This window comes from uncultured Gardnerella sp., from assembly GCF_947280595.1.
GTDB lineage: Bacteria > Actinomycetota > Actinomycetes > Actinomycetales > Bifidobacteriaceae > Bifidobacterium > Bifidobacterium vaginale_A.
Genome location: NZ_CAMYOS010000006.1, coordinates 26042 through 40707 on the forward strand (window position 1 = coordinate 26042; position 14666 = coordinate 40707).

Below are 14666 nucleotides of genomic sequence, written 5' to 3' on the forward strand. Positions count from 1 at the left end.
TTACTACATTCCCCAATCTGGATCTATTTCTTCAGGTCTTCTACCGTATAATTCAGCTAAGCGTTGAACTATTTCATCTCGTATGGCATAATTTAGTTCCGCTCTGCTTGTTACGTGATTGCATAATGGAAGTCGATATAACACAATTCGCGCTTGCATTCCGCGGCTTGCTGGAAAACATTGAGATAAAATCCTCCTATTGCTTTCCCAAATAAGTGGTTGAGAAGGTGGAACGTCTTCTACAGCAAATTGAATGTTGCGCGTCAGCTCGCTCCAAGCTGAATTAAGTCTACGTATTTGAGAAGCAACCATAGAGTCAAACATTGCGCTCGCTGTACGATATCGTGGTAGTCTAGTGCCAAACATAGGAGCGCGCATACCGCGTCCATGACGGTTTCTATAACGGCGTTGATCCCATATTAAAGTTGTCATATTTTCCAATGTAAATTATGCTATAGGCAAAGTTTTCAAAATGCGCGACTTTTTTAATAAGCTATAGATTTACTTACAAAATTCTCCTACTTGTTGTTGCTGAGCTCTCGGAGTTTCTCTCATCGCAAGATTTTTACATTGCTCTAAGAGAAACTCCGATAGCTCTTGGCATGTTTAGTCTTTTAATCTTCGGCTAATCACCGAGATTTTTCGATTTTTCTTCTTCATTCGATGAATCACCATCAAAGATGCTGAGGTTCATCTCATTCAGGGCGAAAAATCTTAAATCTCTGCCTAACTAATAGCAAAACGGGTCTGGTAAATAAATTTCCCACACCTCACTAGTACACAATCTATACTTAACTTACTTAGTAAAAATCCTATACGATTTTTACAAGTTTAATTATTGGCGAATCTGATCTCACGCAATACGCGCTTGCATAATTCAACTGTATCTTTAGGATTTTGTACTTCAACTGCAAGAGTGCCAGTAAAAGCAGTAGGGTAGTCGTTTCCGCCTTCGCTCATCCGATCCCCAATAAATACAGTATCTTCCACATCTATGCCACAAATATTGGAAAGAGTAGTCAATGCGTGAGCTTTATCATCGCCTTTGCAATAAACATCTACGCTTGTATCTCCTCCTTGACGAACAGCAAAATCAGGTAAGTTTTCGCGAATAGCATTAGCTAATTTAGCTTTCAAAACACCGTTAGGATCCCAAGCTTTTTTACGAAAAGCTGGAGCATTTTGTCCTAGTGCTGAAAATGTGACTTGACTTCCACGATTTTCGATTTGTTCGCCCCATAAATCTAAATCCCTAGGTTCTTTTAACAATCCTAGATTTTTAGCGCAAACGCGTATAACTTTAATGATTTTATCGATGTCTTCATCTGGAATATTGTGAGCATAAACACAATGCAATTCTCCATTGCCTTCAATGCGATAGTATCTAGTGCCATTCGTTGGCATAATATGTAAATTTTCCAATTTCGTATACGGATTAAGAACGTCTAAAATTTGAGTTTTCACTAAGTTCATGCATCCGCCAGTAATAATCGCTATTGGCTTTTCGCATATTAAATCGCTTAATATAGATGCCATATCGGGGAGCATTGGTTGCCTTGAGCACGCTAAAGTATTATCTAAATCGAAAGCGATAAGCGATGATTGAGCGATGCGCTCAGCAAGAAGATATTCATTGCAATCATGCACTATAGCTTCTAACACAGCATGCCCCCTTTTAGATATAACGCAACTATTTCAGTATTGCATATAATTTTAATCTTGAAAATGATGACACAAAAATTTATATTTTAAAAGCTTGAATTGCGAAAAATATTAAATGAGCTTATATGCGTTTTGCAAACACAGTTTAGATATGATTAGAGTGAAGCTTATAAAATCTAATGGATTTTTGAAGTAGTAATTGCCAATGCAAATCCTGCTATAACTGTTGCTCCTGATTTTTTTAAAGCATTTGTGCAATTGCTCATAGTAGATCCTGTAGTAACTATATCGTCAACTATTATTACTTTTCTATTTTCAACTAAGTTTTTTGTAACTATAAAAGCGTTGGCACTACGCGCCAGCCGTCCTTTAATTCCAGATGTTTGAACAGATTTATTACTAACGTTTTTATTCATGCGTATTGCACAGCATACTCTTGATTTTATTTTGTGACAGTTAAGAGTTGATTCTATTGCTTTTGCTAGTGGTATTATGTGTTTTCTTCCGCGATTGTGTAATGATTTTTTAGAAGATGGCATTGGAATGATAATGATTTCTGAGTCGTTATTTTGAAGTGTTTTATTTGATTTTCTATCAATACAATGCGAAATATTTCCACTTATAGTTGTGTATTTAGTGTTTTCTTTCTGTTTGTGATTTGCAATCACTGTATAAGTTAAAGAAGATATTACTTTAGAAAATGGAGTATCACATTCAATATCGTTGTGATCTTTCCATGAAAGTATGGCTGTGCGAATTGGTCCTTCGTATAAACTGCAAGCGTATAACTTTTTATATTCACTTCCAGGTAAATCTTTTGAGTACACGTGATTCATTAAATTTAAACAATTTTTGCATAAAATTTCATCTGGCTTATTGCATCCTGCACAACCTCGTGGGAAAAGCAAAGTTTCTATAGCTTTCCAGAAAGAATACCAGTTTGCGCAAAACCATTGATGTGTGCGATTGCATAGCGAATACTCGTTGAAACTTGTGCAAATTAGGTGTTTTTTAGAGTGTGAGGGAGTGTGTTTTTCGTGCGCGTTTGCGCTTGCGTGCGCGTTTATACTTGTTGTTGTGCTTGTGTGAGAGTTTGCACTGTAGCGTGTGCAAATGTGAGAGTGCTCATGCGTGAGGGAATGTTCGCGTTCGTGTGTGCGTTCGTGTGTGCGAGTATGAGAGTGTTGTGCACAAGCCCCCAATTCTTGTGCACTTGAATTTAAGATGCGTCCTCCAACCATGTTTTTAGATTATTTGCAATTTAATTTTACATCAAGAAAATTCTTTGATTGTGGTTAGAAGTTTTGATTGTGGTTAGAAGTTTTTCAGCGTTGAATAAGTTTTTACGAAGTTGAATAAGTTTTGACGAAGTAAGAACTCTTTCGAAAGAAGAAAGTTTTTGCGAAGTAAGAAAGTTTTTAGCGTTAAATAAATTCAAAAAGTTTGAGTTCAATTTTTGAAATCAAAAAGTGCGCGGGATGGGACTTGAACCCACATGTCATAAGACACAGGAACCTAAATCCTGCGCGTCTACCATTTCGCCACTCGCGCATAAATCCAATCAAGGAATGTAATAATTGTTTACATGCTCGAGTGGATTTGAGAGCCACTTGACAGAATCGAACTGTCGACCTTCTCATTACGAGGGAGACGCTCTACCGACTGAGCTAAAGTGGCAAGTTGCCCGAGAAGCATTCGCGACTCGCGCACGAATCAAACAGTTTACTGTATTTTTTAAAGTTTGTCTACTTGGCGTGGCGTGTGAATTTTGTGTAACTCTGTCCGCTTTTGTGAGTATCTTGTGAGGTGGAAGATAGTGATGTATGCGGTCGAGTTATGTGCGAAATGCGCGAAGTCGTCTTATTCAACTGTTGAATAAAACCGAACATCACGTCACTTCATCAAATATGAAAGGACCTTAAAATGGCCATCAATCCGCCAGTTGACGCCGTAAAAACCCCTGAATGGGCTGCATTAAAGAAGCATTACGACGAGTTGCAGTCTGAAGGCGTCTGCCTGAAGAAGTGGTTTGCAGAGGATGCAAATCGCGTGGATAAGTTGAGCTTCGAAGCTGGAGATCTTCACTTCGATCTTTCTAAGAATTTAATCAAGCCTGAAACTCTTAAGCTTTTTGCTGATCTTGCAAAAGCTGTAAAGCTTGATGAGCGCACAAAGGCTATGTATACAGGTGTGCATATTAACAATACTGAAGATCGCGCTGTATTACACACTGCTTTGCGCCGTCCTGCTGAGGATTCAGGTAAGTTCATTGTAGACGGTCAAGATACTGTTGCCGATGTACGTGAAGTATTAGGACGTATTTACGATTTTGCTAATGAAGTTCGTTCCGGTGCTTGGAAAGGTGTTACCGGTAAGAACATTAAGACTGTTGTAAACATTGGTATCGGTGGATCTGATTTAGGTCCAGTGATGGTTTACGAAGCTTTGAAGCCATATGCAGATGCTGGTATTAGCGCTCGCTATGTTTCTAACATTGATCCAAACGATATGGCAGAAAAGACTAAGGATTTGGATCCAGAAACTACGCTTTTCATTATTGTTTCTAAGACTTTCACTACTTTGGAAACTTTGACTAACGCTCGCACTGCTCGTACATGGTTGCTTAACAAGCTTCAAGAGTCTGGTGCTATTGATGGAAGTGACGCTCAAAAGGCTGATGCTGTTGCTAAGCACTTCGTAGCTGTTTCCACAAACTTAGAGAAGGTTGAAGAGTTCGGAATTAACCCAACCAACGCTTTCGGTTTCTGGAGCTGGGTTGGCGGTCGTTACTCTGTGGATTCCGCTGTCGGTACTTCTTTGGCTGTTGTTCTAGGACCTGAGCGTTTCGAAGAATTCTTGCATGGCTTCCATGCAATCGACACTTACTTTGCGCAAACTCCATTTGAGAAGAATGTTGTGGTTCTTCTTGGTATGCTCAACGTGTGGTATCGCAACTTCTATAAGGTTGCTTCTCACGCTGTACTTCCATACGATCAGTATTTGCATCGTTTCCCTGCTTATTTGCAGCAGCTCACAATGGAATCTAATGGTAAGTCGGTTCGTTGGGATGGAACTCCTGTAACAAGTGAAACAGGTGAAATCTTCTGGGGTGAGCCAGGAACTAACGGTCAGCACGCTTTCTACCAGTTGATTCACCAGGGTACTCAACTTATTCCAGCTGATTTCATTGCTTTCGTGAATACGCCAAATCCTACTAAAGATGGCGATCAAGACGTACATGAGCTATTCTTGGGCAACTATCTTGCACAGACTAAGGCTCTTGCTTTCGGTAAGACTGCAGATGAAGTTCGCGCTGAAGGAACTCCAGAAGAGATTGTTCCAGCTCGCGTATTTAGCGGCAATCGTCCAACAACTTCTATCTTCGGTGAGGCTTTGACTCCATTCAGCTTAGGTGAACTTATTGCTCTCTACGAGCACATCACTTTCGTTGAAGGCACTGTGTGGGGCTTGGATTCCTATGATCAGTGGGGTGTTGAGCTTGGCAAGCAGCTTGCAAAGCAAATTACTCCTGCAATTTCTAAGGATGATGATGCTTTGGCAGCTCAGGATGCTTCTACTCAGAGCTTGATTCGCTTCTATCGCGCTCATCGCAAGTAAGTGAGTTTACTAGACTGGGGTTGAAATTCGCGTAGATTTTTAGATTTCTTAGCTTGTTTGATTAGTTTGTGGAATCGAATATATTGAGTTTACAAGCTTAAATTCACAAGTTTAACGGTGAAATTCGAAAGTCTATATTGGATTTCAGCCCCAGTTTTGTATATTTTTTATTCTATTTCTATGTTTTTTATTCTATTTTTGTAACAAACGCATCAATGGAGATGCGATTGTTATGTTTAATTCTCTAGGTTTAATTTTCTCGTTTAGTTCTCTACGTTTAATTCGCTATGTTTTTTCAAATTTTCTGCGTCTGGTTTTCTATGTTTATTGCTGCATGAATAAATTTCGCTATGCAGATTTATGTTTGTGAGTGTATAATACAAGAAGAGTGTGTAAAGATTGTGTTCGCCGGTGAACTTTCTTGACAGATGCGTTTTGTGCCATGTTTATACGCCGGTAGCGGATTTGTTTACATTTGAGAGGTAGTTTGATGAAGAGGAGTAAGAAGCATCGTATTCTTTCGGCAATCGGCGCCGTTTCGTGTGTAATTTCTATTATTTTAAGCGTAACTGTGTTGCAGGGGCTTGCTTATGCAAACGTAACGAAAAATCCATTGTTTGCTGCTGTATTATCTGCTGTTGCTGAGAATAATAGAGGTCAGAATAAGTCAGGTGAAGGGGGAGTTAAAGGGGAAACTGTTAAGGAAGTGGATAAAGGGGATAAGAATTATAAAGATGGGAATAAAAAAGAAGGTAACAGTGCAGCTAATGGGGTAGCTGCTAAAGATAGTGAAGGAGTAGACAACAAAAGTAGTAAGGGGAATAGTGAAAATCCTAATGGGGGGTCTGTAGATAACAGCAATGCTGGCAAGGATGCCGGGAAAATTGCTGGTAAAGGTTCTGGCAAAGATGCCAATAAAGATGCTGTAAAATCTGGTAAATCTGACAAAAATGTTGACAAAAATGCTGACAAGGCTTCTAAAAAAGATAGCAAAGACGCTAAAAAAGCTAAGAGTCAAGATCGCGATGCAGATACTCTTGAGAAATTAACGCTAGAAAAAGTTAAAGCACTTCCTGCTTGTGTAGGTTATCGTGGAAGTGGATTTTTCAGTAATGCAATTATATTTCGCCCTAACTCTGGTTCTGGAAACGCGTGTGCTATTAGTGCTGATGGGCTACCTACTAATTTTGATAGTATTCGAAGAGAAATTTCAAAGCTCAATAATGATGGAAATGGCTCAGTTGATTTTTTTGGTGCATTCGTGTATGCGTACGGGAGTTTGTCAAAAGGTAAGGAAGGTCTTTTTTCAGGGAAAAATATTAGTAACATTGATAATATCGAAAAGTTTGATATAAGTTATGTTACAGACATGTCCTATCTTTTTAAGGATTCCTCATTAACTAATCTTAGTTTTTTGAGTGATTGGGATGTGCGTAAGGTTACGAATATGGAGGGCATGTTCGAGGGGTGCACGAATTTAAATGATATTGACGGTTTGAAAGATTGGGATGTGCGTAAGGTTACGAACATGAAGAGCATGTTCTCGGCTGTTATTGCGGACGAAGATAAACGTGATAGTTTTAATCTAGCCGGATATGCAGGTTTGATGAATATTACTTCGCTTGAACCTTTGAAAGACTGGAATGTTAGTAACGTTACGAATATGGATAGCATGTTCGAGGGGTGTGGCAGTCTAGAAGATTTTACTGGTTTGGGAAACTGGAAAACTAAAAAAGTCGAGTCAATGAACAGCATGTTCAGATACTGTATGAATATTGGTAAAAATTTGAATGCGTTTCAAAAGTGGGATGTAAGTAAAGTTACAGGCATGAGGGCAATGTTTGCGGAGACACAGATTCAAAATACTGTTGGCATAGAAGATTGGAATGTCAGTAACGTTACGGCAATGGATGACATGTTTGCAAATTGCTTTAATCTTAACAATATCAATGGATTAGCTAGTTGGAATACAAAAGGTAAGAGCAGCACAAGCAGATTAACTAGCACGTTTAGAATGTTCTATGGATGCAACAATATTAGTAGCATTGAGCCTTTGAAAGATTGGAAGGTTGACAATGTTAAGAATATGCATGATATGTTCAACGGTTGTAGTGGCTTAACGAGTCTTTCATATATAAAAGATTGGAATGTTGGCAATGTTACGAAAATGGATGGCATGTTTAAAGGTTGTAAGGGCTTAAGTAGCCTTTCAGATCTAGCAAACTGGAAGGTTGACAATGTTACTGACATGCATGACATGTTCAACGGTTGTAGTGGCTTAACGAGTCTTTCTGGTCTAGAAAACTGGAATGTTGGCAATGTTACGGATATGAATAGTATGTTCAACGGTTGCGCTGATTCCGACTCTGACACTAAAACTGGATTGACTAATATAAGTGCATTGAGTAATTGGGCAGCAAAGGTTGGCAATGTTACGAACATGTCTGGCATGTTCAGTGGTTGTGAATTGTTGAATAGTATTAGTGATTTGAAAGACTGGAATGTTGACAATGTAACGGATATGCATAACATGTTCAACGGTTGTAAGAGCTTAAGTAGCCTTTCAGATTTAAAAGACTGGAATGTTGGCAATGTTACGAACATGTCTGGCATGTTTGCGGATTGTAAAAAGCTTACTAGTGCAGAGAAGTTGAGTAATTGGGCAACAAAAGTTGGCAATGTTACGAACATGTCTAGCCTGTTTAGTGGTTGTGAATTGCTGGCGAACATTAGTGATTTGAAAGACTGGAAGGTTGACAATGTTACGGATATGAATAGTCTGTTCAGCGGTTGTAAGAGCTTAAGTAGCCTTTCAGATTTAGCAAAATGGAAGGTTGACAATGTTACTGATATGCATGACATGTTCGAGGGGTGTATTGGATTAAGTAATCTTTCAGGTCTAAAAGATTGGAATGTTGGCAATGTTACGAATATGTGTGAAATGTTCAGCCACAGCCTTGCTGAAGGTACTGATAATTTGACTGATATAAGTGCATTGAGTGGTTGGAATGTTAGCAATGTTAAGGACATGTCTAGCATGTTTGCGGATTGCAAATCTCTTACTGGTTCTGCGGATTTGAGCAAGTGGGATATTTCAAAAGTTACGAATCTTAGTTTGATGTTTTCCAATGCAGGAGCCGGAAGCGGCGACAGTCTTGTATTAGATTTCAGCAATAAGACTTTTACAAAGTCGAGTACACCTTTGGTTAATGCTGACCCTGATGATGAGAGCAAACATTACTTTTCTGTTGATAGTATGTTTGATGGTTTTAAAGGCACACTGATTGCGAATAACTTGAAGTCTAGTGGTTTTGAGAATAATCCTGATGATGATCCTATAGCAAAACATTTTGCTAGTGGTGACATATTCTCCATCGATGAGAAGGGTCACAGCAATAATATAGTCGTAACTAATAATGTTACGATTTTAGATACAATTTCAAACGATGATGATCTTAAAAAGATTACATACTACATTCCTGTTAAAGCTAAGCCGATGGAGCCTGGCGATATAAAAAATGACAATATGACATGTGATTGCAATAGAGATTTGAGTGGAACTACTTATACGTACTATGTTCCTGCACTGTATAATTCGAGTAATTTAGAGAAGAAACAGGATGAAAAATCGCAGGATTATGCGTACAGAATTGTAAAAAATAGTTTCGCTTCAAAGTTTAGAAGTGCTATAGATTCTCAATCGGGCGAAGTTACTGGTGGCGAGGAACCTGGTGGTGAAGGTGAAGGTGAAAATCCTGATGAAAATCCTGATGAAAGTGAAAGTACTGGAGAAGGTGAAGAACACGATTCTGATTCGCGTAGTGCAAAGTTGAAATCGCGTGTAAAGGAATTGCAATCCGCAATAGAATCGCGATCTGTAACAGATGACGGTGATGAAGGAAGCAAAGAAATCGAAGGAATCGAAGGAGATGCTGGCGAACAGGGCAATGCTTATAAAATCTTGTTTAAGAAGCAAGCTAAAAGCGGTTGTGAATGGAGAGAACTTGGCGATAGTGATGATGCTGTGCCTGTTAGTAATCCAAAGTCGCCTTTGATATTCTTTACTACGACATACTATTTGGAAACCTTTGTTAAGCCGGTGCCTTTGCCGCATACTGGAGGTCAGTCGGCTGTTATGTTTACGTTCTTGTCTATCGGGCTGTTCTCAATATTCGCTGTTTCCGGTGCGTTTGCTCGTCATGGATGGGTCGAGTCTTTGCTCACCACTGCTTTGGTAACCTTCGGCAAGCGCACTAAACAGCGCTAAATCGGAGCGCTACTCGTTGAACAAGTCAGAGTGCGTTCCTGTGCGAGAAGCTGTTAAAACAAGCTCGTTTTCCTTAATTATGTAAATCAATAGCCAGTCTGATTTTACATGGCATTCGCGGAATCCTAAATATTTTCCTTTAAGAGGATGATCTTGGTACGTTTCGTCAAGAATCTCTTCGTTGCGCAACTTCTCAAGTAATATATCAACAAGATGCGTGTCGTATCCGCGTTTTCTGATTTGCTTCATGTCTTTTTTAAACTGCGAAGTGTATGTTAAAGTAAGCATAATTAGTCTTCCTTAAAAACGTCATCCATCATCTCGGATACTGAGTTATAGCGTTTTGCTGGAATTTTCCCAGATAGAATATCTTCTGCTTCCTTAAACGCGGCGATTGTTTCTTTATTGTATTTTGGCTGTTTTAAATCGAAGGGGAGTCCTTCTACCATAAGTGATTTGTGTAAGAACATGTTGATTGCTTCGCTAAGAGTTATGCCGAAGCTGTCGAATAATTCTTCTGCTTGCGCTTTAACATCTTTGGTGACGCGCACGTTGATGCTTGCTGTTTTCGCTTTAGCGTTTGATTTCCTTGCTGTTTTCGCAGTTGCGCTGATTGCCATAATATGCTCCTTGATTTTATACTTATAATTTTTGCTTCTATAAGCGCATTAGTTTTTTGACTAGTTAATTTTGATTTGCTTTTCTAGCTCTGATATTCAAATATCAACTTTTATTTCATTCTACAATGTATTATTCTGTTTTACAATATCATATAAACGTTTTACATTGTATTACGATTGCATTACATTTGCTGCATGTGTATGTTTGTTGTGCAACTTACATAAAATTCAAAGTTTTTGAATCTCACGTTAAAAACTTCTGGATTTTGGAAAGTTTTTGAATTCTATTTCAAAAACTTATAGATTTTGATGACTTTTTGACGTCTGTGTTAAAAAGTGTGTTAGCTATGGTGCGCTGAAGACCTGCCTAAGCGCATTAGTGAGCCTGGAGTTGTATAACGTATTTCAAGCTCTTCAGTGCACGCTATATCGCAGTGCTCAGGCAGGTCGTAGCGCATCGTAATCATAACCGAATTCCCAATGAATTCCCACACAAATCTGCCCTACCTTCGTCAATTGAGAAGAAGGCAGACCTCGCTTGCGTTGAAAGCACACTGTGCTTTCAACGCAAGCGCTTACAAGTCTGATTACAAATCCTCTTACAGATCTAAGAAAATCTGGTGAATTCTCGTATCTGTATCAAGCTCTGGGTGGAATGATGTTCCGATTTGGTTTCCTTGACGAGCTGCAACAATATGATTATCAACACTTGCAAGAACCTCAACGTCATCGCCGACTTCTGCAATATAAGGCGCGCGAATAAAAGTCATAGGTACTTTGCCAATGTTTATCGAAGTTTTATCGCTTCCAAAATCAGATTCGCAATGAAAACTTCCAAGTTGACGTCCATAAGCATTGCGCTTAACTGTAACGTCTAAAGTGTTGAATCCGGTTATTTTATTGCCTTTTGAATCGCCTTGTACGCTTTTAGCAAGCAATATCAGTCCTGCACAAGTTCCAAGAACTGGCATGCCGTTAGCAATGCGATTTTTCAAAGGTTCAAGCATGTTTTGTTCTAGAAGAAGCTTTGATTGCACAGTGCTTTCTCCGCCTGGTAAAACAAGTGAGTCAAAATCTTGTTCTAAATCGCGTTCTTGACGAAGTTCAATAACATGCGCTCCCAGTTTTTCTAACATCAATCTGTGTTCAAGAAAAGCGCCTTGAACTGCCAAAATTGCTACAGTGCGAGCATTATTAGATGTGTTAATAGGGGAGTTTGTCAAAATCATTCGCCTCTTTCAGCCATTAAAATCTTGATTTCCTGTTCGTTAATACCGACCATAGCTTCGCCCAAATTCTCGGAAAGTTTCGCAATCATCTTAGCGTCTTTGTAGTTAGTAACGGATTTTACGATTGCTGCAGCTCGCTTTGCTGGATCTCCGGACTTAAATATTCCAGATCCAACGAACACTCCTTCAGCTCCAAGTTGCATCATCAAAGCAGCATCTGCAGGGGTAGCAACTCCACCTGCAGCGAAGTTTACTACAGGTAACTTTCCGTTTTGAGCAACGTATTTAACTAATTCAAATGGAACGCGCAAAGTCTTCGCTTCTTCGAAAAGTTCATCTTCACGCATGCTTGTGAGCTTGCGAATAGCTGAATTCATCATACGCATATGTCGTACTGCTTGAATTACGTCTCCTGTGCCTGGTTCACCTTTAGTGCGAATCATAGAAGCACCTTCGTTAATTCGGCGCAAAGCTTCGCCTAAATCTTTAGCTCCGCAAACGAAAGGTACTGCAAAATCACGCTTGTTAATATGATAAACATCGTCTGCTGGGCTAAGTACTTCACTTTCGTCAATGTAATCAATCTCAATTGCTTCAAGAACTTGAGCTTCAACAAAGTGTCCGATTCTGCATTTTGCCATAACAGGAATAGACACTGCGTCTTGAATTCCACGAATCATAGCAGGATCGCTCATGCGTGAAACTCCGCCTGCTGCTCGAATATCTGCAGGAATACGCTCTAACGCCATAACTGCGCAAGCTCCAGAATCTTCAGCAATTCTTGCTTGTTCTGGAGTTGTTACGTCCATAATCACGCCGCCTTTAAGCATTTGCGCTAGTTGGCGATTCAACGCAGTGCGGTCTTCGCAATTGCGATTTTGCGGATCTGAGGATTCGTTCACAGTTACTGTAGTATTCAAGTTTTCAGACATTATTCCTCGCTTTAGACTTTCTTTTTACGAATCTTTTACACGCGCTGACTTCATGAAACTTGCATGCTATATGCGTGCATATAATGCGTTTAAAAGTTTACGCTATGTTGGCATTTAAGCACATTCGTAGGATATACCCTTGTTAATACTACAACTTTATGTACACTACGAATTTTTCTACGTTAAAAAATATGCGGATTTAAGTTTATGTATATTTCTTCTGTATTTCTATTTGGACTCGCCAATAACAATCATGACATGCTAATGGTCTACGATTTAATAAAGCCGTTGACTTAAACAAATGCGCTAAAATACCAATTTTGGCTTGGCTTTATAATTCGAAAAGCTTCAGCTTTGCTTTTTGATTATTGGTGATTTATTGCGTATCTGCTAAGCAGCGAGCAAATTAAGATAACTAAAAATAAAAAGATAATTAAAAATAAAAAGATAACTAAAAAGTAAGAAGAGATAACTAAAGATAGTTAAAAAATAGTTAGAAATAACTAAAGATAGTTAGAAATAACTAAAGATAGAAATAACTAAAAATAACTAAAAATAGTTGGAAATAATTAAATAAGTATGCCATTTAGAAAGGTTTATGGTATGTGTGACGAAAAGCACGAAGAAGGCGCGCACATTGAAAATGACGCGACCGAAGTATTTTCTGATTTCAAATCGCCTAAATCAGATTTACAATCGGAAAACTACAGCGATTCTACTACCGATGAATCTTTGAGAATGAAAGAAAAATCATCAAAGATGCATTCGAAACGTAAACTAGCAAAAGGCTGGACTTTCACATTAGCTCTTGTAACTATTGTGATTGTGAGTTCTATTTTTGCAACGTTCACAACTAACAATAATTCTCGTAATAACAACGCTAATGGAGTAATTTCTACAAAAACAGTGTCGATTGGTCTTAAGTTAGCTCCTACAAATCTTGATATTAGAAATCAATCTGGCTCATCTCTAGATCAGCTTCTTATTGGCAATGTTTATGAAGGATTAGTAGCTAGAAATTCTAAGAATCAAGTTTCTGCATCTTTAGCTAAAAGTTGGAATGTTAGTAAAGATGGATTAACTTACACTTTCAACATTCGTAAAGGCGCTATGTTTTCTAATGGTCACAAGCTAACTGCAAAAGATGCGCAGTGGTCTTTTAATGAGCTTGTGTCTAAAAAGTATCGCGGATCAAACATGGTTGGAAAAGTTGCGGAAGCTAAAGCAAAAGACGATTACACGTTTGAAATCAAGCTTAAAGAGCCTAATTCAAAGCTTTTATGGGCTTTATGTGGTCGTGCTGGATTAGTTTTCGATAAACTCGCAAAGTATGATCCGAAAACTCAAGCTATTGGATCGGGTCCGTATTTAGTTGAAAAATTTATGCCAAACGATCGCGTAGTTTTAGAAGCAAATCCTCGTTATAACGGTGTAAATCATGCTAAAACTAAGAAAATAGTTTTAAGATATTTTGTAGACGATAATGCTGCAATTGACGCTCTATCTTCTGGTGCTGTACAAGCTTTAGCTCCTATTTCAGCACAGCTTTCTAAGCCTTTTAAAGATGATTCTAAAAAGTATGACGTTCGCTCGGGGGACGGTACAGATAAGTTCGTTCTTGCTATGAATATGAAAGGAAAGTATACGAAAGATAAGCGCGTGAGGAGCGCAATTCGTTATGCAATAGATCACAAGCAAATTATTGCATCTCGTGGAGGTGACGATTTACCTCTTGCTGGTCCTATTCCTCGTCTTGACCCAGGTTATGAAGATTTGACGAAACTTTATACTTATGACGTTAAGCTTGCAAAATCTTTAATGAAGGAAGCTGGTTTTGACGAATCAAATCCTCTTTCGCTAACTCTCACATATCCGAATATTTATGGAACGCAAATAGGCGATCAGTTGCGCTCGCAATTAAAGCCTGTTGGAATAAATCTTAAGGTTAATGTTGTTGAGTTTACTACTTGGTTACAAGACGTGTATAAGAATAAGCAATACGATTTGTCTATGGTGGATCATAATGAAAGCCATGATTTTGGTCAGTGGGCTGATTCTACTTACTACTATGGCTATGATAATAAGCTAGTTCAAGATTTGTATGCTAAAGCAATGCTTAGTACGGATTCTAAAGAGTCGTACAATTTGCTTGCAAAAGCTGCGCGTATTGTTAGCGAAGATGCTCCTGCAGATTGGCTGTTTAATTATCGCGTGACGACTGCGAAAGTGAAGAATCTTGAAGGTATGCCTTTTGATATGAATCAAGAGGTTTTGCCATTGTATAATTTGCGTCTTGTTTGAGTTTGACGGCGAATTTTCCGCGAATTTTCCGCGAATT

The 14666-nt window shown here is 38.7% G+C and carries 10 protein-coding genes and 2 tRNA genes; 3 read left to right on the forward strand and 9 right to left on the reverse strand.

Going from position 1 to position 14666, the window contains the following annotated elements; genetic code table 11:
• Nucleotides 1–3 precede the first annotated feature (3 nt).
• From Q0X59_RS03010 to Q0X59_RS03030, 5 genes are all read right to left on the reverse strand, one after another.
• Nucleotides 4–432 carry a metallopeptidase family protein gene (locus Q0X59_RS03010; RefSeq protein ID WP_297643085.1) on the reverse strand — a complete coding sequence of 143 codons (429 nt, stop codon included), beginning with the start codon at nucleotides 430–432 and terminating at the stop codon, nucleotides 4–6.
• Nucleotides 433–831: 399 nt separating this feature from the next.
• Nucleotides 832–1662, reverse strand: coding sequence for an HAD hydrolase family protein (locus Q0X59_RS03015; RefSeq protein WP_297643087.1), 831 nt, complete (start codon nucleotides 1660–1662; stop codon nucleotides 832–834).
• Nucleotides 1663–1838: 176 nt separating this feature from the next.
• Nucleotides 1839–2489, reverse strand: coding sequence for a phosphoribosyltransferase family protein (locus Q0X59_RS03020; RefSeq protein ID WP_297643089.1), 651 nt, complete (start codon nucleotides 2487–2489; stop codon nucleotides 1839–1841).
• Between the two features lie 643 nt (nucleotides 2490–3132).
• Nucleotides 3133–3213, reverse strand: a tRNA-Leu gene (locus Q0X59_RS03025).
• 53 nt (nucleotides 3214–3266) lie between these two features.
• Nucleotides 3267–3339, reverse strand: a tRNA-Thr gene (locus Q0X59_RS03030).
• 246 nt (nucleotides 3340–3585) lie between these two features.
• On the opposite strand from Q0X59_RS03030, the gene pgi reads away from it, so the two are divergent.
• A complete protein-coding gene (gene pgi / locus Q0X59_RS03035; protein WP_297643091.1) occupies nucleotides 3586–5280 on the forward strand; it encodes a glucose-6-phosphate isomerase in 1695 nt (564 codons plus the stop codon).
• A 490-nt stretch (nucleotides 5281–5770) separates the two neighbouring features.
• A complete protein-coding gene (locus Q0X59_RS03040) occupies nucleotides 5771–9547 on the forward strand; it encodes a BspA family leucine-rich repeat surface protein (protein ID WP_297643093.1) in 3777 nt (1258 codons plus the stop codon).
• A gap of 9 nt (nucleotides 9548–9556) precedes the next feature.
• Here Q0X59_RS03040 and Q0X59_RS03045 read toward each other — a convergent pair whose 3' ends face one another.
• The 4 genes from Q0X59_RS03045 to pdxS form a co-directional block, all read right to left on the reverse strand.
• On the reverse strand, nucleotides 9557–9835 hold the full coding sequence (locus Q0X59_RS03045; protein WP_297643095.1) for a type II toxin-antitoxin system YafQ family toxin: 279 nt from the start codon (nucleotides 9833–9835) through the stop codon (nucleotides 9557–9559).
• A 2-nt stretch (nucleotides 9836–9837) separates the two neighbouring features.
• Nucleotides 9838–10167, reverse strand: a complete 330-nt coding sequence (locus Q0X59_RS03050; RefSeq protein ID WP_297643097.1) for a type II toxin-antitoxin system RelB/DinJ family antitoxin — start codon at nucleotides 10165–10167, stop codon at nucleotides 9838–9840.
• Nucleotides 10168–10766: 599 nt separating this feature from the next.
• Nucleotides 10767–11396, reverse strand: a complete 630-nt coding sequence (gene pdxT, locus Q0X59_RS03055) for a pyridoxal 5'-phosphate synthase glutaminase subunit PdxT (protein WP_075523427.1) — start codon at nucleotides 11394–11396, stop codon at nucleotides 10767–10769.
• Complete coding sequence (gene pdxS / locus Q0X59_RS03060) at nucleotides 11393–12328, reverse strand: pyridoxal 5'-phosphate synthase lyase subunit PdxS (protein ID WP_103043136.1); 936 nt, start codon at nucleotides 12326–12328, stop codon at nucleotides 11393–11395. Before pdxS ends, pdxT begins: the two co-directional genes overlap by 4 nt.
• A 603-nt stretch (nucleotides 12329–12931) precedes the next feature.
• Between pdxS and Q0X59_RS03065 the strand changes: the two genes are divergently transcribed.
• Entirely contained in the window at nucleotides 12932–14629 is a 1698-nt protein-coding gene (locus Q0X59_RS03065; RefSeq protein WP_297643100.1) for an ABC transporter substrate-binding protein, read from the forward strand.
• Nucleotides 14630–14666: the final 37 nt, after the last annotated feature.

Bases quoted from the DNA above. Each gene is read 5' to 3' on its own strand.
- Q0X59_RS03010 (WP_297643085.1), bottom strand. From the start codon at position 432: ATGACAACTTTAATATGGGATCAACGCCGTTATAGAAACCGTCATGGA.
- pgi (WP_297643091.1), top strand. From the start codon at position 3,586: ATGGCCATCAATCCGCCAGTTGACGCCGTAAAAACCCCTGAATGGGCT.
- Q0X59_RS03040 (WP_297643093.1), top strand. From the start codon at position 5,771: ATGAAGAGGAGTAAGAAGCATCGTATTCTTTCGGCAATCGGCGCCGTT.
- Q0X59_RS03045 (WP_297643095.1), bottom strand. From the start codon at position 9,835: ATGCTTACTTTAACATACACTTCGCAGTTTAAAAAAGACATGAAGCAA.
- Q0X59_RS03050 (WP_297643097.1), bottom strand. From the start codon at position 10,167: ATGGCAATCAGCGCAACTGCGAAAACAGCAAGGAAATCAAACGCTAAA.
- pdxT (WP_075523427.1), bottom strand. From the start codon at position 11,396: ATGATTTTGACAAACTCCCCTATTAACACATCTAATAATGCTCGCACT.
- pdxS (WP_103043136.1), bottom strand. From the start codon at position 12,328: ATGTCTGAAAACTTGAATACTACAGTAACTGTGAACGAATCCTCAGAT.
- Q0X59_RS03065 (WP_297643100.1), top strand. From the start codon at position 12,932: ATGTGTGACGAAAAGCACGAAGAAGGCGCGCACATTGAAAATGACGCG.